The organism is Streptomyces sp. NPDC096105 (assembly GCF_044763335.1).
Taxonomy (GTDB): domain Bacteria; phylum Actinomycetota; class Actinomycetes; order Streptomycetales; family Streptomycetaceae; genus Streptomyces.
In genome coordinates, this window is sequence record NZ_JBIWGC010000027.1 from 53,737 (window position 1) to 73,140 (window position 19,404).

The following is a 19,404-nucleotide window of genomic DNA, read 5'->3' on the forward strand; positions in this document are numbered from 1 at the left end:
ACCTGTCGAGCCCGCGGGCCGGGCCGGGAGCACCGGCCCGGCCCGCGGGCCCGTCGCGGCGGGGTGACACCACCGGCGCCGCGCGGACCACCCGTCCTCGACCGAGAGCACACCGGCAATGTCCCACCCACCCACCGGCGCCCCGACAGTCGGGCGTCCGTCCCACGGCGCCGCCGGGCCCGCCCCCGCGCGCACCCCCCGGGCCCGCCTGTTCACCTGGCCGCTGCTGATCGGCCTCGCCGTCACCACGGGGCTCGTCGTCCTGTCCCTCTTCGTCGGTGTCTACGACATCTTCGGGGCGCGGGACGGAGCCGAGATGTTCACCCTCACCCGCATTCCCAGGACCATCGCGCTCGTGCTCGCGGGAGCCGCGATGGCGATGTCGGGCCTGGTGATGCAGCAGCTCACGCAGAACCGCTTCGTGGAGCCGACCACCACCGGCACGACGGAGTGGGCCGGACTCGGACTGCTCCTGGTCATGATCCTGGCGCCCGAGGCGCCCCTGCTGGTGAAGATGTGCGCCGCGGTGGCCGCCGCCTTCACCGGAACGATGATCTTCTTCCTGTTCCTGCGCCGGGTGACGCTGCGCTCCTCGGTCATCGTCCCCGTCGTGGGCATGATGCTCGGCGCCGTCGTCGGCGCCGTCTCCTCCTACATCGCGCTCTCCACGGACATGCTGCAGAGCATGGGCGTGTGGTTCCTCGGCTCGTTCACCTCGGTGCTGCGCGGCCAGTACGAACCGCTGTGGGCGGTCGCGATCGTCGTCGTGGCGGTCTTCGTCGCCGCCGACCGCTTCACCCTGGCGGGTCTCGGCCAGGACATCGCCACCAACGTCGGCCTGAACTACAACAGGATCGTGCTGCTGGGCACCGGACTCATCGCCGCCGCCACCGGCATCGTCACCGTCGTCGTCGGCAACCTGCCCTTCCTCGGACTCATCGTGCCTAACATCGTCTCCCTGTTCCGCGGCGACGACCTCCGGTCGAACCTGCCCTGGGTGTGCCTGACGGGCATCGCGACGGTCACCGTCTGCGACATCATCGGCCGCGTCGTCGTCATGCCCTTCGAGGTGCCGGTCGCCCTGATCCTGGCGGTCTTCGGCTCGGTCGTGTTCATCTCCCTCCTGCTGAGGCGGCACCGCCGTGCCTGAGATGACTTCCGCCCCAGCCGCCCCAGCCGCCCCGGCCTCCCCCCGCCCGGTCCGCCGCTCCGGCGCCCTGCCCACCGCGCGGGCACGCCGCCGCTACCTGGTCGTCCTGACCGCACTGGCCGTCCTCAGCGTGCTCGTCGTCCTCGGCAACCTCGCCTGGGACAACCCGATGCCCTTCGGCAGTGCCGGCTTCTGGCGCATCGCCGAGCTGAGGGCGACGAACGTCGTCGTCGTCATCCTCGTCGCGTTCTGCCAGGCGCTGGCCACGGTCGCGTTCCAGACCGTCACGAACAACCGCATCATCACCCCCTCGATCATGGGGTTCGAGTCCCTCTACCGGGTGATCCAGACCGGCGCGGTGTTCTTCCTCGGCGTCGCCGGCGTCACCCTCGTGCAGGGCGTGTGGCAGTTCGTCCTGCAGGTCGTCCTCATGGTCGGCTTCGCCGCCCTGCTCTACGGATGGCTGCTGTCGGGCAGGTACGGCAACCTCCAGCTCATGCTCCTGGTCGGGATCGTCCTCGGCGGCGGTCTCGGGGCGCTGTCGGCCTTCATGCAGCGGATGCTGACCCCCACCGAGTTCGACGTGCTCACCGCCCGTCTGATCGGCAGCGTCGCCAACGCCGACGCGAGTCACCTCGCCGTCTCGGTCCCGCTCGCCGCGGTCGCCGGCGGGACGCTGTGGGCCGGGAGCCGCCGCCTGAACGTCCTCGCACTGGGCCGCGAGGCCTCCCTCAACCTCGGCGTGAACCACCGGCGCGAGACGATCGCCGTGCTGCTGCTCATCTCGGTGCTGATGGCCGTCTCCACCTCGCTCACCGGCCCGATGACGTTCTTCGGGTTCCTCGTCGCGATGCTCGCCTACCAGCTCGCCGACACCCACGACCACCGCTGCGTGTTCCCCGTCGCCTGGCTCACCGGCATCGTCGTCCTGGGCGGCGCCTACTTCGTCCTGAAGAACGTCTTCTACGCGGCCGGCTCGGTCGGCGTCGTCATCGAGATCGTCGGCGGCACGTTCTTCCTCGTCCACCTCCTGAGAAAGGGACGGTTGTGATCACCCTCACGCAGGTCGTCAAGCGCTACACCGGCGACGTCGCGATCGGGCCCGTCGACCTCACCCTCCCCGCCGGCGGGCTCACCGCCCTCGTCGGCCCCAACGGCGCCGGCAAGTCGACACTGCTGACCATGATCGGCCGGCTCCTGGGCATCGACTCGGGGTCGATCGAGATCGCCGGCTACGACATCGCCGCCACGGACTCGAAGGACCTCGCCAGGATCGTCTCGATCCTGCGCCAGGAGAACCACTTCGTCACCCGTCTCACCGTGCGCCAGCTCGTCGGATTCGGACGCTTCCCCCACTCCCGGGGGCGGCTCACCCTCCAGGACGAGGAAGTCGTCAGCCGTTCCATCGACTTCCTGGGACTGCGGGAGCTCGAGGGCCGTTACCTCGACGAACTGTCCGGCGGCCAGCGGCAGCGCGCCTACGTCGCGATGGTGCTCGCGCAGGACACCGACTACCTGCTGCTGGACGAGCCCCTCAACAACCTCGACATGCGGCACTCCGTGCAGATGATGCGGCACCTGCGCCGCGCGGCCACCGAGCTCGGGCGCACGATCGTGATCGTGCTGCACGACATCAACTTCGCCGGCCACTACGCCGACCGCATCTGCGCGGTCAAGAACGGAACGGTGCGCCACGTCGGCAGCCCGGAGGAGATCATGCGCGACGACATCCTCACGGACGTCTTCGACACCCCCGTCGAGGTCACCGAAGGCCCCCGGGGCAGGATCGCGGTCTACTACTGAGCCTTCACCGGGTGTCTTCGTCGGGCGTCTTCCGGGCGACCGGCGAGGCCAGCCACCGGCACCCGGCGAGGGGCAGCGGCGGCGGCCGGCTCGCGGACGAGCGGGTACGTCATCCTGACGGCAGGTCCGCCTGCGACAGATACGCCGCAGTCCTCCGCACCACCTCGTTCTCCTGCTCCAGCAGCCGGACGCGCTCGCGGGCCTCGCGCAGCCCGGCCGACTCACCCGGCGCTGTCGCGGGCCCGGCGCCCTCGTCGGCACGGCGCAGCCACTTCGACAGCGTGACCGGGTGGATGCCGAAGCCGGCGGCGATCTGTTCCAGCGTGGCGCCGGACCCGCGATTGCGTGATCGTGTCGATCCGTGCCCGGCGGCGGCACGACGGGAAGCGGGGCGACCTGTCGGCGGAATCGCTGACGGCCCGCATGGTCGCCGCCGACACCCTCTACCCCGTGTACTTCATGGAGGAGGCGTCCGCCCGGCCCGGGCGGGCCCCGGAACCGTGTCGTCGGCCGGGCGACCGGGGTCGGTGCGGAGGCAGGCCGGCCGACGAGAACGGGTGAGCGGCTGCCCGGCCCTGGGCAGCCGCTCACCCGTGCGGCGGATCTCAAGGAGGGTCTGGAGGACCGTGACGGCGTCCAGGCCCTCCGGGGACACGTGCTTCGTGGAGCGACATCACGTGCCGCACCCGGCAGGGACAACGAAGCCTGAAGTGATCGGACACCCTGGCCCGCTCACCCGGCGCATACGCGGGACGCCGAGCGGCCACTGCCGCCGCCGCGCCCATGCCGGCGGCCGGTACCGGTGACCGAACTGGCTCGCACGGGCGTGATCAAGTGCCTGCACCGGTCAGCCGGCGGTCCGTGTCGGGTCGGACCTGCGGGTGAGCAGGGTGCCCAGCGCGATCATTCCCAGGCCGAGCACGAGGTGGAGCCAGTTGTCGGCGGTGTTGAGCGGGACGAAGTTCGCGGCGCTGTCGTGGTCGATGATCAGCCCGTACAGCCACAGGACCAGGTAGACGGCGCCGCCGGCCAGGAGGTACAGCCGCGCTTTGGCAGCGGTGCGTGCCAGCGCCAGTCCGGCGACGCCGAAGGCCAGGTGCACCAGGTTGTGCAGGATGGACACCTGGAAGATGCCCAGCAGCTTGGCCTCGGAGTGGTGCGCGGCGAACTTCATGGTGTCGTAGTTCGTGGTGATGCCCGGGATGAAGCCGAGGACTCCGACCAGGAGGAAGACCGCGCCCACGGCCAGGGCGGCCTGCTGTACCGGGGTTCGGGCAGTACGGGTGGCACGTGCATGTGTGGACATGGCAACTCCCTGTTCAGGCTCGAAGGCAGGCCCCGGTCGCCCGGTCCGCCATGGCTCACCTCGAGTGCCCTCGGCCGTGGCAGACATGTCACGACAGCCGCCAGGCGTCCATCAGGTGCAGGCGCCGTAGCTGCTGATCACTTCCCATCCGCCTCGCGAGGCGTCACGCCATCAGGTGGGTCGCGGAGCGGGCCCGCTCCCACATGCCGGGGATCTGCTCGGTCGGGCGCTGCTGTTCACCGTGCAGGGCGTTGAGCACCACCAGGCATCCGGTCAGGGCCGGCACCGCCCACTGCGCCATGTGCAGCTGCCGCCGCGCCTTTTCCAGGTCGATCGGGTGCTTGGCCGCCTTCTCGGCGTCATCGGGGTCGGTGGAGGAGGCCAGCTCGACCTTCTTGCCCAGGACGCGGGCGTAGGCGGTGGCGGCCAGCGCCGCGGCGGTGACGACGGTCTTGGCCGTGGTGGAGGCGGCCACACCCTGCTGGGTGGCGACCCGGTGCGCGTTCACGGCGAGCAGCCCGCCGCCGCCGAACAGGTGCGCGCCGATCGCGGCGGCGTTGACCGGCGTCCACTTCGCCCAGCCCGCTGAAGAGATCCGGTCCCGGGCCGTTTCCGTGCTGCCCTCGCTCTCGGCCGCACCGTTGAGGCCGACCGCCCCCATCAGTGAGCCACCGAACCAGGCGGCCAGACCGAGATCGTGCAGACTGCGGATGACGGTATTGCGTTCGGACATGGTGAGCTCCTTCGCGGGAGGTTGGTGGATCTGGTGGGGGTGGGCGACGATCCCGCCCCTACCCTCACCGGACTCGGTGTGCTTCGCCATCACGGCAGGCCATATGGGTGTACGTCGCAGGACGACCTTCAGGCAGCCGGGGCAGCCGGGGGCAGCCGGGCTTCGGGGCGCGGGCTGATCTCCCCCCGCGGCTTCGGGGCAGGGGCGGGCGCCGATGCGGTGCGCTCCGGAGGCCCGTGCCTCCCGCACGACGGTCACGCGTCACCCGTACAGGGCGTGGGCGGCGATTGCGGAGGGTGTTCTCACCGCGGTGGGCCGGTCCGCGGTTCCGCGGCGCGGGCGTAGCGGGCGGCGAGGTCTGCGAATGCCGCGGTGAGTTGCGGCGGGCCGATGACGTCGATGTCGGTGTCGAAGTGGCCGAGGGTGGTGGCGAGCGCGGTCCAGGACCAGGAACCGAGGGTGAGCCGGCAGCGCTGAGGACCGAGTTCCTCGACGACTGCGTCCTGGGCGAAGGGGGCGACGTCGGCGGCCGGGAGATGGAGGACGGCTTCGCCTCGGCAGGGCCAGTCGGTGGTGGTGCCGTCGTTGCCGCGGAAGCGGCTGGTGATGAACGTGGAGACGTCGCCGCCGGGAAGTTCGCGTGGGGTGAAGCGGGGACCGGCGGGTGTGCGGGGCCGGATGCGGTCGACGCGGAAGGTGCGCCAGTCCTCACGGCCGAGGTCGAAGGCCACGAGGTACCAGCGATGACGCCAGGTGACCAGGTGGTGGGGCTGTACACGGCGGGGGACGCCGGCTGAGGTGCTCGGGTCCGGGGTGTAGTCGAGGCGCAGTTCCTGGCGGGCGTGGATGACGCGGCTGAGCTCCATCAGGACCTGAGGGTCCACCTCGGGGCCGTCGCCGGCCGCGGGCGGTCGGACGGCGGTGACGCGCAGCAGGTCGATGCGGTGGCGCAGACGGGGTGGCATGACCTGGCGAAGGGTGGCCAGGGCCCGGGCGGCGTCTTCGGCGACGGCGGTGCCGGTGGCCGCGGTCTGCAGCGCGACGGCCAGGGCGACGGCCTGGTCGTCGTCGAACAGCAGGGGCGGCATGCGGGCGCCGGCCTCCAGCCGGTAGCCGCCGTCCGGTCCCTTGACGGTGGTGATCGGGTAGCCGAGGCCGCGCAGCCGGTCGATGTCGCGGCGCACGGTGCGCGAGGTGACCTCCAGACGCCCGGCGAGATCCTCGCCGGACCAGTCACGGTGGGTCTGGAGCAGCGAGAGCAGCGCGAGCAACCGGGATGACGTCTTCTGCATGAGATCCATGATCCCCGCAGTAGAGGACACACCCTGTCCGGTACTCCTGCCAAGGTGGCGTACAAGCCGTTCAGGAGGCATCGCCCCTGGTCGCGGCAGTCGCCACCCGGACTGGACGGGGCGGCGACGTGTTTCTCACCTCGAGGCAAGGAGCAGGCCATGTCCGTCACGACCACCACTCACCTGAACTTCCGGGGCGCCGCACGCGAGGCGCTGGACTTCTACCGGTCCGTCTTCGGCGGACGCACCGTCGCGGTCACCTACAAGGACGCGGGCGCCGTGCGGGACGACAGCGAGGCGGACTGGGTGATGTGGGGCGAGGTGTCCGGCGACAACGGCTTCCACGTCATGGCCTACGACGTGCCCTCGCAACTGCCCTGGGACCAGGGCGAGAACCCGTTCTTCGTCTCCGTACGCGGTGACGACCCCGAGGAGATCAGCGCCCTGTGGGGCAAGCTCGCCGAGGGCTCGACCGTCGTGCGTCCGCTGGAGCCCGCGCAGTGGGCGCCGCTGTACGGCATGCTCACCGACCGCTTCGGCGTCACCTGGGTCCTGGACGTCGCCGCTCCGTACAACGGCTGAACCGGCCGGACACGATCCGCGCCGTCCGGGCCGCCTCGGCAACACGCGCGGCGGCCCGGACGGCGCGGACCCCGGACACGTGCAGCGACGAAAAGGAAACGTGCCACCGTGCGGATGCGGAAACCGGGACCGACCGGCGACGCCCGCCCCACGACCGAGCCACAGTCTGAGCACACCATGACCCTCCTCGACAACCGCGCCCTCAACCGCGCCACCCTCGCCCGCCAGCACCTGCTCACGCGCACCCACGCCTCCGTGCCCGAGGCGGTGGCCCACCTGTGCGGCCTGCAGGCGCAAGAGCCCCAGGAACCCTTCATCGGCCTGTGGTCCCGCCTGGCCGGCTTCGAGCCCGGACGACTGGACGACGCACTGACCGGCCGCACGGTGGTGCGCACCCACCTGATGCGCCGCACCGTCCACCTCGTCACCGCGGGCGACGCGCTCGCCTGGCGGGCCCGCCACGACACCATGCTCCGGCAACGCGTACTGGGCACCTACCGGGACGAACTGGCCGGCGTCGACATGGACGAGGTCGCCACCGCCGGCCGCGCGGTGATGGCCGACCAGCAGCCCCGCACCATGCGCGAACTCGTACAAGCCGTCGAAGACCGCTGGCCCGGCCCGTCACGCCGCGCCCTGGGCGAGCTGCTCGTCGCAGCCCTCATCCCCATGGTCCAACTCCCGCCCCGCGGCCTGTGGCAGCGGAAGGCAGGCGTGCGCAACCTGCCGCTGGCCACCTGGCTGGGACGGGACATCGACCCCCTGCCCACCGGGGACGGCGATCCCACCGGGCAGCAACTGCTGCGCCGCTACCTCGCCGCCTACGGGCCCGCCGCCGGTGCGGACCTGCGCGCCTGGTGCGGCCTCGCCGGCCTCCCCGCCGCTGTCAAGGCATGCCAGGAGGAACTCGTCGTCTTCCGCGACGAACGCGGCCGCGAACTGCTCGATCTGCCCGACGCACCCCGCCCCCACCCCGACACCCCGGCCCCCGTCCGGTTCCTCCCGGCCTTCGACAACGCCATCCTCGGCTACCACGACCGCAGCCGCATCATCGACGCTCCCCACCTCGGCCTGTCCGTGGCAGGCCACCGCACCGTCCTCGTCGACGGACGCGTCACCGCCACCTGGACGGTGCGCGACCACCGCCTCCGCGTCAGTCCCCTCCGGTCCCTGACCGCCCCGGAGCAGGAAGCCGTCCTCGCGGAGGCGCGGGACCTGGCCGCCTTCCTGGACGAGGACATCGAGCACGTCCGACTCGACACCGGTCCCTGACGGAGATGCCGGGGGTGTCCGGCCCGAAGGGCGCTGTCCGCGATCAGCAGTCCGTGGATCGCGAGAAGGTGAACCAGCCGTTCCACTGCCGGCGGCAGCGTTCCTCAGCCCGACTCGCGGTCCGGCTCGGCGTGCGCCCCGTCACCCCGCCCGCCACCCGTTTCCCGAACCTCTGAGAGCCACCCCGATGTCTGTACCGCCCACCAGCGGCCGCCTGCGACGGACCGACGTCCCCACGCCCCTGCGCGCCCGGCTTGAGGACGCCCTCGGCGAACCCGTCACCGGCACGGTCGCCCGGTGACGGCTTCGGCCACCGGCTCCGCCGCCGCGCTCACCCTGACCGGCGGCCCACGGGCCTTCCAGGCAGCAGCCCGGACGCCGACGACCGCATCATCCCCGCCGGCCGGTCTCCCACTGCGTCTGGCACGGCCTGCTCATCGCAGTCGAGCACTTTCCTTCTTCCACACCGCCCTCGCCGCCGGCCGGACGATGTGCCCGGCGGCCCACCAGCCGCATGCCCCGGGGCCCACCGTCCCGGACGCCGCCGGTGAGTTCAGCGCCCCAGGTGCCGGCGCGGATCTCGCCGTCCGCCGTCCACACCGGACCGTGAACGAACGGCACGGACCGGGGCGAGCCGGACCGCACGCGGCAGTCCGGCCTGCCCGTGTCGCCGCCCTGCGTACTTGTCCCCCTGGACCGGGCCGGCCGGCCGCGCACTGTCGTACCGTCGGGGCATGCCCGATCTGGAACTCCGCCACCTCCGGTACCTCGTCGCCGTGGGAGAGGCCGGAAGCACCACGCGCGCGGCCGAGCGACTCATGATCACGCAGCCCGCGCTGTCGAGGGCGCTGCGGGCGCTGGACCGGCCCACCAGCTCCTGGATCAGCTGGTCGTCCACAGACTTTGCCGGCGCCGCTCCAGACGACTCGGCGGACCCGGCCTCGGCCATGTGGGTGCCGGTCACCGATGCGCCTTCCATGACCGGGAGTTGTACCGGAGGTCTCACCGTCCCGGCCGGACAGGGAAGCACCGCGTTCCGGCGGGTCACTTCTGGGTGACGTCGGTGCAGTAGACGTCCTTGTCCGGCAGGCGGCCGGTGGTCAGGAAGCGGACGGTGGCCTCGTCGGCGCAGGCGGAGCCTTCGCCGTAGACGTGGTGCCCGCCGTTGTCGACGCCGACGAAGGCGGAGCCGTCGCCGAGGGACGTGTGCAGCCCGACGCCGCTCTCCCACGGGGTGGCATTGTCCCGGCGGTTCTGCAGGATCAGGGTGTTGCGCGGGCCGCCCTTCACGACCTCGGCAGTCGCCTCAGCCGGCTTGTCCCAGTAGGCGCATGCCCAGATGTTGGCGGGCATGCCCGCGGTGAGCGGCCACTTCTCGCGGTCGGCGGCGGTGCGGGCGGCATAGCCGTCGACGTCGTGCGGCCATTCGGCGTCACCGCAGGTGAGAGCCATGAACATGGTGGCCTGGTTGTCCGCGGGGATGCCCGGGGACGTCGGCGTGCCGGCGAACACCTCCTTGAGAACCGCGGTGTCGGCGGCCTTGGTGTTGCCGTGGGCCAGGTTGTCGGCGGCCTTCCAGAACTTGGCGAGCAGGGGAAGGGTGTTGTTCTGCAGAAGCAGGGCGTAGGTCGTGTTCCGCAGCAGCGCCCCGTCCAGTGACACCGATGCGCCGGGAATCGCTGCGGGCGTGCGGTCGAGCCGGTCGGCGAGAGTGAGGTAGGTGCGGGTCACCTGCGCGACGTTCGTGCCCAGTTCGAGGGTGCCGGCCTGCGCAGCGGCGACGCGGGCGGCATCGGGGAACCGGTCGGCCATGCCCTTGCCCCAGGTGCCCGCCACCTGGTCGGCCCATACCTTGGTGGGGTCGACGTTGCCTTCCAGGATCATCCGGTCGGTGCGGTCCTGGAAGAGGGAGCGGTGGACGGTGCCGAGGTAGGTGCCGTAGGACTGGCCCCAGTAGGAGATCTTCTTCTCACCGAGCGCCTGACGGATGCGGTCCATGTCGCGGGCGGTGTTGGCGGTGTTGTAGTGCCGCAGGTTCTTGCCCACCGTGTCGGCGCACTGCTTGGCGTCGGCTTCGGCGAGGGCCACGTTCTCGGTGATCGAGCCGTCCGCGGCAGGATAGGGGAAGAGCCCGGACACGCTGGGGTCCTGCAGACCGCAACTCTGTGGGGTGCTGTGGGCGACGCCGCGCGGGTCGAAACCGATCAGGTCGTAGCGGTCCAGCACGGACTTCGGCAGTGTGGACGCCATGGTTTCGGGCATGTCGAGACCGCCCAGGGCCGGTCCGCCGGGGTTCAGCAGCAGAACGCCGTGTCGCTTCCCGGGCTGTGCGGTGGACAGCCGGGAAACCGCCACGTCGATCTTCATGCCGCTCGGGTTCCGGTAGTCGAGTGGCACCTCCAACGTTCCACAGGCCAGGCGGGGGTCACGGGTTCGTCCCTCGGCCGGGGCCGGGCACCCGCTCCAGGTGATCTTGGCGTCGCCCGTGGTCTCGCCGACGCTCTTGCCCGAGGCCTTGGCCGGTTGCGAGCCCTTGGCGTCGGCATCACACGCGGTCAGTGCGGTTCCTGCCAGCGTGGAAACCAGCAGAGCTGCGGCGATGCGGCGGCTTCCGGGGAAACCGTGCTGCGCGGAACTGCGTGTCGTGGTCATGGTGTTGTCCTTGGCTACCGGGCTGGGCGGCCTTGTCCGGCCGCCGTGCTGACGATCCGAGTCAACAAGAGGCCACCGGTGGCGTGCGTCACCCCAGGGAGGACGGAACAGGTAGCTCGCTCGGGGGATCCTGGGCCGGCCCTGAGACGTGATCCGGCTTCCCGCCGCCGCACCCCTCCTGCTGCGCCCGAGCAGCCGTCTCGCCCTCGTCGGCGTGATCGCCGCACTGATCGGCGTGGTCATCGGCGGAGACGGCGGCGGCCGCTCCGCACCCCCTGAGGACACCTCTTCCAGCCACAACGAGCACGGCTGAGGACCGGAGGAAAGGAAACCCACGCACGAGGGGACGCCGTCCCCGGTGAGCCACGACGCCACGCAGAGACCCACTGCGCCGGTTCACGGTCACGGGATGAACGGCCGCCCGGCCCCGGGCCGCCGTCAGGACGCGCCCGGGGCCGGTTCGCCCCCCTCCCCCCCCGTCGGGCAGGTCAGTCGTGGATCACACGCGCTGCCACAGCGCCGGGACGTTCGGGGGCTCCCAGCCCGTCTGGGCCTGGTGGCCCTGGAGGCAGCGGTAGGTGGCGCCGCCGTAGGTGACCGTGTCGCCCGCCTGGTAGACGCTGCCGATCGTCCAGGTGCCGCCCGGTTCCTCCCCGGGCGGTTCCTCGTTGCCGCCGGCCGTCTTCAAGGTGAGGCCGTAGTTCTGGAGGAGCGGGTTGATCGGCTGGAAGTACGTCGTGCCACCACTGCTGCAGTTGCCCGAGCCGCCCGAGGTGACGCCCTGCGCCTGGCTGCCGGAGATGTACGAGCCGCCGGAGTCGCCGGGCTCGGCACAGACCGAGGTGCGGGTGACGCCGCTGATGGTGCCCTCGGGATAGGTCACGCTGGTGTTCAGCTGCTGGATGACTCCGCAGTGCCAGCCCGTGGTGGAGCCGGAGCGGCAGACGGAGGAGCCGACCGGGGCCTGGGTGGAGCCGGTGACCTGGACGTTCTGGCCGCCCGCGCCCTTCACGTACGGTGTGGCCGTCCAGTTGGAGTTGGTGGCGACCCAGGCCATGTCGCGGCCCGGGAAGATCGAGCCCTGGAAGGTGCCCTGGGCGACCCGGTTGTGGCCGCTGGTGCTGTTTCCGGCCCGGCCGCAGTGTCCGGCGGTGGCGTAGCCGGTCTGGGCGCCCTTGGTGACGGGGAAGCCGATCGAGCAGCGGCCGCTGTTGTTGATGTAGTACGCCTCGCCGCCGCGCAGGTCGTGGAACGGGCGGGGCTGCTCGGCCGACTTCTCGACGCGGGCGAGGGACGTGCCGATCCCGGCCGCCGACAGCAGGGCGCGGGCCGCGGACGGACGTACGGCCTGCACGACGACCTGGTTGGTGCGGATGTCGACGTACCAGACGGGCGCGTCGGTGGTGTCGCGGCCGGCAGCCGCCCGGTCCAGACGGGCCTTGGCGGCGTCCAGCTCGGTGAGGGAGTGGCGTACGACGGTGGCCTCGGCACCCTGCGCCTCGATGACCGGTACGTCTCGTGCGTCCGTCGTCGCCACCCTCAGGGTGCCGGACTCGGCGCCGGCCACCCAGGCGCCCGCGAAGTCGGAGCCGAGCGCGGCGCGCAGACGGCCCGCGGTGGCTCCGGCCTCGGCCTCGTTCGCCAGCCGACGCTCCGCCTGCTTCCGGCCGAGGCCGAGGTCGCGTTCCATGGACTTCAGCAGGGCGGGCGGGGCGGCGTCGGTGCGGAGGGCGTCGGCGGCCGGCGGGGCGCCGCCGGATGCGTCGCCGGGGGTCGTGCCCGCGCTCGCGGAGCCGCTGAGCCCGGCCACGAGCAGCGCGGCCGTCGCCGCCAGCGCGGCGCCCACGGCACCGGCTCGGGTTCTGGCCCGGGCCCGGATGTGTCGTTGGAGCATGGAGGACATGGGGCGTCTCCTCGGTCCGGATGGGAAGGTGCCGAAACCGTAGGAAGGGCCGGCAGGTCCCCGTAAGACGTCGGTCGACCCTCTGCCCGGTGTTATGGAAGGGCCGGGGGCGCCGGGGCGCGGTGGGCCGACAACCAGGTGGTGTAGCTGTCGTTGCCCACCGCCACCCCGGCGTGCGCCATCCGGGCTCGGGCCAGCACGGTCGCGACGGTACTGTCCCGCTGAGCCACCGCGTGCCAGCCCAGCAGGTGTCGCCAGGTCAGGGGAGTCCCCACGAGCGGCCGGGTGACCACTCCCGGTGTGTCGGGGAAGGTGGCCCGGCACATCCCGACCGCCCGGCCCACCCGGACGAGGTGCACCAGGGCTGCGGTGTCCGTCTCGTACATCCGCCGGGGCGTGAACCCGGAGCGGGCGCAGGCAGCGGTGAAGCAGTCGCCGAAGCAGCCGTCTCCGGGTACGCAGGCCCACTCCTCACCGGCCAGCTCCGCCAGGTCCAGCTCCGCGCGGCGGGCGAGCGGGTGACCGGCCGCGAGCATTACGAACACCGGGTCGACCGCGACCTCCCGCCACACCAGGTCCTCGGCGCCGGGCGGAGAAGCGGAACCACAGGTCCCGGCGAGCGCGAAATCCAGCCGCCCCTCGGCCAGCCACCCGGCCAGTTCGCGCTCGGACCAGGAGGTGCAGGTGGTGACCCGGGCATCGGGTACCGCATCGGCCAGCCGGTCCACCAACGCGCCCAGCAGCGGACCGTGGGTACCGCCCAGCCGGAAGCAGGCGGTCGCACGCGGGGTGCGGGCGAACCGTGCCGCCTCCTGCTGCAGTTCGGTCACCGCGGGCAGCACGACACGGGCGCGTTCCAGGACGAGTTCACCGAGCGCCGTGGCCCGTACCCCATGCCGCCCGCGCTCGAACAGCGTTCCGCCCAGGGCCCGTTCGATCCGCTTGAGCTGTGCGCTCAATGCGGGCTGTGCCACGCCCAGATCGGTCGCGGCCCTGGTGAGACTGCCCGCGTCCGCGATCGCCCTGATCGTCTTCAGATGCCGCAACTCCAGCTCCATGAGGGGAGCTTGCGGCGTGACGAGGGCGAGGGCAAGAGGTTGGTACAGACCAGAATCGGTGGCCGTCGGCACGGCTTCGGCCGAGGGCGGCGACCCGACGTCCCCCGGTAGCCCTCCGGGCCGCCCGATTCCCAGGAGACGATGAGGGGGAGCACCTGGTTGCGGTACCCGGTGCACGCGACCGGTCACCGGGCCCAGGCGAACCGCGTCCGGGGGAGCGCCCTGGACAGATGCGGCCGGACTCCACGGCCGTGACGAAGGAGCAGGACCGGCCGGGGACGGTGCCGGGGCGGTCAGGCGGACGGCCGGCCCGTGATGGCAGGCAGCGTCGTCGACCTCGTGCGGCGATAGGTCACAAAGCCGTTCACGGTCACCCCTGTCCAGATGACGGTACTCACCAGGGGCCACCACAGATCCCATCCCTGTTCACCTCGGACGAGGCTGCCGACCCAGCTGGCCGCCCAGCCGATCGCGAGGAGGAGTGCCGCCCATCTGGCCCACTGCCAGATCCGCATGGTCCCCCGGGCGCGGGTTTCCTGTGAGTTCTGCTCGTCCTGCCGGAATCGTGTGCCATCCATGTCTACCCGTCTGCCCCCTCTCCGCCCCTCGCCGCCTGCCTCCCCGGGAGAGGGCCGAAAATGGCTGGTTCATCACTCCACGGCCGCGGACCGTGTTCTTCGTGCCTGTTGTACGGCTTGTCGCGGGACCTCCGGCTTCGGGTGGGCACCTACCGGAGGACGACGTCGCGGCCCGGGCCGCCTTCGACGGTGTCCCTCCCGGGGCCGCCGCTGACCAGGTCGTCGCCGCCCTCCCCGTACAGTGTGTCGTCGCCGGGGCCGCCGAGGACGACGTCGCGGCCGTCTCCGCCCATGGCGCGGTCGTCGCCCGGGCCGGCATACAGGATGTCCGCACCGCCGTACGCCTCGATCATGTCGTCGCCCCCGCCGCCCCACAGCCGCTGGCCGCTGTCGTCGCCCATCAGGTGGTCCATGCCGTCGCCGCCGTCCAGGACCGCGCGCCCCATGACCATGTCGTCCCCCGCGTCTCCCCGCACCGTGTGCGCGGTGTGGGCGTGCAATGTGTCGTCGCCGGGGCCGCCGCGGACGGTGGCGACCCCGGGGTCACTGGTGACGATCGTGTCGTCGCGGTCGCCGAGGAAGACGTCGATCCTGTCCGGCCGGGACCTGCCGGTGGGGAGTTCGCAGACGACGAAGGTCGCGTAGCCGGGTCCGAGGTGTGCGCAGTGGTCGCCGGGTTCGAGCGGGACCGCGTCGCGGAAGCCGATCCGGCGGACCCCGGCACCGAGATCCATGGGGATCACGTGGAGGTCGTTGGCCTGTCCCGCGGCGGCGGTGAAGACGATCGACTGGGTCGCCCAGTCGGCGCCGACGCGGGCCTTCGCCCCGGTGGCGGCGGGGGCGGCGGCTGCCGGGACGGCGGCGAGGCCGAGGGCGAGCAGGGTCACGGCGAGCGCGCGGGCGGTGGTTCCGTGTCGGTTCATGGGACCTCGTCTCGACGGGGCGACCGGGGGGTCGGCCTGATGGCGGGGGTGGTTTCCGGGGGCCTGGCGGGTGGTCGTGACGGCAGCGTCCTCGGGGCCGTGTCCCCGAACGGGAGCCGGCTCGCGGGGTGGTCGGGACGAGCCGGCACGCCGCGTCCGGCGCGCTCCGGTGTCCCGGGCGTCCTCATGGCGGCGTCGCCCCGCCCCATTCGTCGGCCGCCACCACGAGACAGGCCGCGACCAGGACGACGTTCTTGATGATGTACTGGCCTTCCAGGGTGGGAACCGGCGCGTCCCCCTGCCACATCTCCCCGGAAAGCAGCAGGAGCGCGGAGAAGACGCCGGCCATGTGGGCGAAGAACCCCACCAGGGCCACGCGGAGCAGCACTCCCGTGACAAGACCGAGGCCGATGGCCGTCTCGGCCACCGCCAGCACCCACAGCACCGCGTCCGGCGGCATCAGGCCGAGGGTGAGCTTCGTCGCGGCCCGGACGGCGACCCCCTCGGCGGGGCTCGCCGCAGGGAAGAACTTGAGGACGCCGAACCAGAGAAACACCGCGCCCACACAGATCCTGAGGAGTCCCGGGCCGCTCCGCTGGACCCGCCCGGCCAGGGACCGGGCTGCCCGGGTGGCGCGTCCGCCGTCCCCGGTTCCCTCCGGGAGGAGTCCCCGAGGGGGGCTCGGGCTTCGCTCGCCACCTCTGTCCACCGCCGTAGCCACCCTTCCGTACCTGCTCGCACGCGGTCACCTGAAGGCTTCCGGCCGCCGGGCGGCCGGGGGAGGAGGAGACGCCGGCGCCCGGAGCGCCGCCCGGCCCCGGCAGGGCCGGGTGGCGCGGCACCGCGTCAGCTCACGTTCACGTCCACGCAGGCGTAGAAGGCGTTGGGGGTGTCGGCGATGTTCCACACGGCCAGCACCTTCTGCTTGCCGGTCAGGCTGCCGAAGTTCACCTGGTGGGTGACGGTCTCGCCCGGCCGGGCGCCACCGTCGTTGAATTCCGCGATCTTCCGGCCGCCCGCGTAGTACTGCCAGGTGCTGGTGGCGTGCCGGGCCGTCAGCCGCCAGTTGAAGCTGGTCGTCCGGCTGACCGGGGTGGCCTTCCAGCCCTTGCTGTCGTTGTCGAGCTCGGCGAAGGCGGCGTTCCCTCCGCTGCAGCTCATCAGGCCCTTGGGGCCCTCGACGCTCTGCGGCTCGTACTTGACGGGGCCGCAGGGGACCAGACCGGCGGCGCACTGGGCCTGTCGGCTGGGGGGCGAGGAAATGTAGCCGTGCGCGCTCGCGCTGCCGGCCGGCAGGCTGACCACCAGGAGCGGGGCGATCCCCGCGCCGATGGCGGCAGCCAGCATCTTCTTGCTCTTCATGACAACTCCTGTGGGGGGCGTGCCCGCTCACCCGAAGGCAGGATGGGCATGATCATGACAAGTAGCGGCTCCATGGCCACGAGGGCGGCCATGGGTGGCGACGGAAGCGTACCCCACTTGGTCTAGACCAAAACAGTGCGCGAACATCGTGTGTGACGGCAACCCATGTCACCGGTGCTGAGCCGCAGGTGATGCCGCCACGCCCGAACCGCCCGCCGTCGGACGGGACCCGTCAGCCGGGACGTCGACGTGCCGCTGGTGGTCGCGGACGCCGGCTACGGTGATGCCGCCGCCTTCCGCCACGGGCTGGAGGAACGTGGCCCGCCTTGCACGGCGGGCACTTCCTCCCGCCACACCGCCCATCCGGCCGAAGCCCGGCCCGTTCAGCCCGCCCTGCGCGGGCACCGGCCGACCGCCGGAAGTGCGGTGCACCGAGCCCGCGCAGACCGTGAGAGGCCTGGTCACGGCAGCCGGGAAGGCGTCCGCGCAGCCGGTGTCCTGACGAGAGGGATCCCGGCCGGGCGGACCGCGCGGTTCATGCGGTGTGGATCTCCAAGGCGGTACGCACGGCGGACTCCACGGCCCCCTCGATCCACGCCGGTTTGACGGACGTGTGGTCCCCGGCGAAGTGCAACGGCCCTTCACGCACGGGGATGGCGGGCAGCAGCTCCGTGTGCTGCCCGGGCAGGAGCACGGACGCCTCCCCGTAGGCGTAGGGATCGCGCAGCCAGCTCTGTGTGCGGCCCGCACCGGTGTAGAAGACCTCGATGCGCTGGCCGTAGACCTGCTGGAGACCGCACAGAGCGTGCGGGTACCGTGCGTCGTCGTCCAGGGAGTCCCAGCGCAGAGCGTCGTCCGCCCAGCTGTAGGACGCCAGGACCACACCCCCCGCGCTGTCCGGAACCGGATGGGACGGGTGGAACATGAAGCGGTTGGCGTTGTCCGACACCGAGCCGCCGCCTACGACGTCGACCGCCTCCGGCTGGTCGCGCGCGATCGAGCGGTTGGCGGCGTAGTGAGTGCGCTGACCCGCCGTGATGTGCCCGGCGGGCACGGAGGGGTGGGCGCCGAGCAGGCTGCCGTCCGTGGCGGCGCGACCGGTGCGGTAGGCGTCGTACAGACCCGGGTCGACGGTGCGAAGCTCCCGTTTCCAATCCGCCTCGTCGAACTCCCACCAGCGGCGGCTGAACTCGAGCAGCACCTTGGTCGCGCTGTCGTAGTGCAGTTCGCAGACCGCCCGGCGCTTGCCGTACGACAGGGGCGGGGCGATCTGTACGTGGCGCAGTCCGGAGAACGGCACCGTGACCACGGCGACGTCCGCGGTGAACTGCTCGCGTACGACGGGACCGCCGCGGCCCTCCGACACGGTGTCGACCCACACGTGCGGACCCTCGCTCCGGACGTGCTCGACGTCCGGCGAGGGGCGGTCGGGGTGGTGGTACTGGATGCGCGTGGCCCGGCGGTCGAACCGCACGTCCTCGCGCACGCGTTCCAGCAGGGCGTCCGGCAGTACGGCCGTGCCGCCCTCCAGCTCGTAGAAGGGTGTGTCGGGACTGATGAGGGAGGAGCCGATGAAGCTGTGGATGAAGGACAGCGGGAGGCGGGAGGTGAGGTTCTCCAGCGTGCCGATCAGGTCGATGGTCCGTTCGTCGAGTCCGGCGTGCTCGGTGAGAAAGCGGAACACCGACCAGTCACCGAAACGCTGCACCACCCGGGCCCAGCCCCGCAGCCGCTCCGGGAGCGGCTTGTCGACCCGCTTGCCGTCGCTGCCGACGCGACTGAACTCGTCGCGCACCGGGTCCAGTGCGGAGCGCAGGATGACGGCGGCGGGGGTGTCCCAGTGGGCCCGGGGGACGCCGAACGACCGGTTCACGCGCCGGGGTGCGCGGGCGTAGTCGGCGCGCCGCACGCGGATACCGTTGACATGGATCCAGGTACGGTTGGCAGGACGCCCCTCGCCGTCGACGTCGACGTAGTGGAAACGCCGCTTCTTCAGGTCGAACTGGTCGATCAGCTCCATCACCAGGGGATGGCTGCCCGGGAGGCGCATCGCGCCCGCTTCGGCGTACTGGCGGGGATCGGCGAAGGGCTGCTCGGCGCGTTCGTGGCCACCGCTCCGGAAGGTCTTGATGCGTCCGCCCGCCCGGTTGCCGTTGGCCTCCAGCACCGTCACCCGGTGGCCTGCCCTCTTCAACAGCCAGGCGGCCACCAGCCCGGCCGGGCCGGCACCGATGACCAGGACGTTCTTGGGCCGTGCTCGTCGCTGAACCGGTAGCCCCTTCCGGAGGACGCTCTGGTAACGCGGGACGAGGGGGCGGTCGTCGGAGTCCAGGACGAGCAGTGCGCGAGCGACGGCCAGACACCGGTCGAAGTCGGTGTCGCGGTTGTCGCCCGGGGCGGCCGGGGCGGCCGGGGCGGCCGGGGCGGGCAGAGCCGCGGCGACACCGCCGGTCAGGGCTGTGGCCACCGTGGCAGTACCGGCCGCCGCCGCGAAGCTTCTCCGGGAGAAACCGCCGTTCGGGCGCACCACCGCGTGATCTTCAGTCATGGCGGTTTTTGTACCGGTGGCCGCGACCGGGCGCCCGTTCTTCGCTCCGGTGGTGACCCGAAGGAGCTAAATGGTGGCGAACCTTGACGTCACCACGGGTCTGCCGCCGGGGACGGCCCGGCAAACCCGATGGGATGAACGCTGCGCGAAGCCCGTTCGCCGCGGTGATCGGTCCCCCACACTGCGACGTGCGGATCCACATCCGTGCTCTCCGGCGGGCCCGCGCGGCGCATCGCGTACGC

The 19,404-nt window shown here is 71.9% G+C and carries 18 protein-coding genes; 8 read left to right on the forward strand and 10 right to left on the reverse strand.

What is annotated here, in order from left to right; translation table 11 throughout:
• The first annotated feature begins 118 nt into the window (after nt 1–118).
• The 3 genes from ACIQ8B_RS29705 to ACIQ8B_RS29715 are packed head-to-tail and all read left to right on the forward strand — an operon-like array spanning nt 119 to nt 2,953.
• The gene (locus ACIQ8B_RS29705) at nt 119–1,150 is read left to right on the forward strand and encodes an ABC transporter permease (protein ID WP_403551038.1); all 1,032 of its coding nucleotides are present in this window, start codon (nt 119–121) and stop codon (nt 1,148–1,150) included.
• Between the two features lies 1 nt (nt 1,151).
• Entirely contained in the window at nt 1,152–2,201 is a 1,050-nt protein-coding gene (locus ACIQ8B_RS29710) for an iron chelate uptake ABC transporter family permease subunit (RefSeq protein ID WP_403551040.1), read from the forward strand.
• Nucleotides 2,198–2,953: an ABC transporter ATP-binding protein gene (locus ACIQ8B_RS29715; protein WP_403551042.1), complete on the forward strand. Its 756-nt coding sequence runs from the start codon at nt 2,198–2,200 to the stop codon at nt 2,951–2,953. The genes ACIQ8B_RS29710 and ACIQ8B_RS29715 overlap by 4 nt, the downstream gene beginning before the upstream one ends.
• Nucleotides 2,954–3,800: 847 nt before the next feature.
• On the opposite strand, the gene ACIQ8B_RS29720 is transcribed toward ACIQ8B_RS29715, so the two are convergent.
• The 3 genes from ACIQ8B_RS29720 to ACIQ8B_RS29730 form a co-directional block, all read right to left on the reverse strand.
• On the reverse strand, nt 3,801–4,259 hold the full coding sequence (locus ACIQ8B_RS29720; RefSeq protein WP_403551044.1) for a DUF4383 domain-containing protein: 459 nt from the start codon (nt 4,257–4,259) through the stop codon (nt 3,801–3,803).
• A 163-nt stretch (nt 4,260–4,422) separates the two neighbouring features.
• Complete coding sequence (locus ACIQ8B_RS29725) at nt 4,423–4,992, reverse strand: hypothetical protein (RefSeq protein WP_106416094.1); 570 nt, start codon at nt 4,990–4,992, stop codon at nt 4,423–4,425.
• Nucleotides 4,993–5,294: 302 nt separating this feature from the next.
• On the reverse strand, nt 5,295–6,284 hold the full coding sequence (locus ACIQ8B_RS29730) for a helix-turn-helix transcriptional regulator (RefSeq protein WP_403551046.1): 990 nt from the start codon (nt 6,282–6,284) through the stop codon (nt 5,295–5,297).
• Between the two features lie 159 nt (nt 6,285–6,443).
• Between ACIQ8B_RS29730 and ACIQ8B_RS29735 the strand changes: the two genes are divergently transcribed.
• The 3 genes from ACIQ8B_RS29735 to ACIQ8B_RS29745 all read left to right on the forward strand — a co-directional run bounded on the left by ACIQ8B_RS29735 (nt 6,444) and on the right by ACIQ8B_RS29745 (nt 9,196).
• Nucleotides 6,444–6,866 carry a VOC family protein gene (locus ACIQ8B_RS29735; protein WP_403551048.1) on the forward strand — a complete coding sequence of 141 codons (423 nt, stop codon included), beginning with the start codon at nt 6,444–6,446 and terminating at the stop codon, nt 6,864–6,866.
• Nucleotides 6,867–7,043: 177 nt separating this feature from the next.
• The gene (locus ACIQ8B_RS29740) at nt 7,044–8,138 is read left to right on the forward strand and encodes a winged helix DNA-binding domain-containing protein (protein WP_403551050.1); all 1,095 of its coding nucleotides are present in this window, start codon (nt 7,044–7,046) and stop codon (nt 8,136–8,138) included.
• Between the two features lie 734 nt (nt 8,139–8,872).
• Nucleotides 8,873–9,196: a LysR family transcriptional regulator gene (locus ACIQ8B_RS29745; RefSeq protein ID WP_403551052.1), complete on the forward strand. Its 324-nt coding sequence runs from the start codon at nt 8,873–8,875 to the stop codon at nt 9,194–9,196.
• Here ACIQ8B_RS29745 and ACIQ8B_RS29750 read toward each other — a convergent pair.
• Nucleotides 9,183–10,790, reverse strand: a complete 1,608-nt coding sequence (locus ACIQ8B_RS29750; protein ID WP_403551054.1) for an alpha/beta hydrolase — start codon at nt 10,788–10,790, stop codon at nt 9,183–9,185. The two genes, ACIQ8B_RS29745 and ACIQ8B_RS29750, sit on opposite strands and share 14 nt — an antisense overlap.
• A 148-nt stretch (nt 10,791–10,938) precedes the next feature.
• Here ACIQ8B_RS29750 and ACIQ8B_RS29755 point away from each other — a divergent pair, with 148 nt between their 5' ends.
• Nucleotides 10,939–11,103 carry a hypothetical protein gene (locus tag ACIQ8B_RS29755; RefSeq protein ID WP_403551056.1) on the forward strand — a complete coding sequence of 55 codons (165 nt, stop codon included), beginning with the start codon at nt 10,939–10,941 and terminating at the stop codon, nt 11,101–11,103.
• Nucleotides 11,104–11,289: 186 nt separating this feature from the next.
• Here ACIQ8B_RS29755 and ACIQ8B_RS29760 read toward each other — a convergent pair whose 3' ends face one another.
• The 5 genes from ACIQ8B_RS29760 to ACIQ8B_RS29780 form a co-directional block, all read right to left on the reverse strand.
• Nucleotides 11,290–12,684 carry an alpha-lytic protease prodomain-containing protein gene (locus tag ACIQ8B_RS29760; RefSeq protein ID WP_403551094.1) on the reverse strand — a complete coding sequence of 465 codons (1,395 nt, stop codon included), beginning with the start codon at nt 12,682–12,684 and terminating at the stop codon, nt 11,290–11,292.
• Nucleotides 12,685–12,785: 101 nt separating this feature from the next.
• Complete coding sequence (locus tag ACIQ8B_RS29765) at nt 12,786–13,751, reverse strand: LysR family transcriptional regulator (RefSeq protein WP_403551058.1); 966 nt, start codon at nt 13,749–13,751, stop codon at nt 12,786–12,788.
• 727 nt (nt 13,752–14,478) lie between these two features.
• On the reverse strand, nt 14,479–15,252 hold the full coding sequence (locus ACIQ8B_RS29770) for a calcium-binding protein (protein ID WP_403551060.1): 774 nt from the start codon (nt 15,250–15,252) through the stop codon (nt 14,479–14,481).
• A gap of 184 nt (nt 15,253–15,436) precedes the next feature.
• The gene (locus ACIQ8B_RS29775) at nt 15,437–15,973 is read right to left on the reverse strand and encodes a DoxX family protein (RefSeq protein WP_403551062.1); all 537 of its coding nucleotides are present in this window, start codon (nt 15,971–15,973) and stop codon (nt 15,437–15,439) included.
• Between the two features lie 125 nt (nt 15,974–16,098).
• Nucleotides 16,099–16,614: a lytic polysaccharide monooxygenase auxiliary activity family 9 protein gene (locus ACIQ8B_RS29780; RefSeq protein ID WP_365415325.1), complete on the reverse strand. Its 516-nt coding sequence runs from the start codon at nt 16,612–16,614 to the stop codon at nt 16,099–16,101.
• Between the two features lie 258 nt (nt 16,615–16,872).
• On the opposite strand from ACIQ8B_RS29780, the gene ACIQ8B_RS29785 reads away from it, so the two are divergent.
• Nucleotides 16,873–17,220, forward strand: coding sequence for a transposase (locus tag ACIQ8B_RS29785; RefSeq protein WP_403551095.1), 348 nt, complete (start codon nt 16,873–16,875; stop codon nt 17,218–17,220).
• On the opposite strand, the gene ACIQ8B_RS29790 is transcribed toward ACIQ8B_RS29785, so the two are convergent.
• Complete coding sequence (locus ACIQ8B_RS29790) at nt 17,150–19,162, reverse strand: flavin monoamine oxidase family protein (protein WP_403551064.1); 2,013 nt, start codon at nt 19,160–19,162, stop codon at nt 17,150–17,152. The genes ACIQ8B_RS29785 and ACIQ8B_RS29790 overlap by 71 nt on opposite strands.
• Nucleotides 19,163–19,404: the final 242 nt, after the last annotated feature.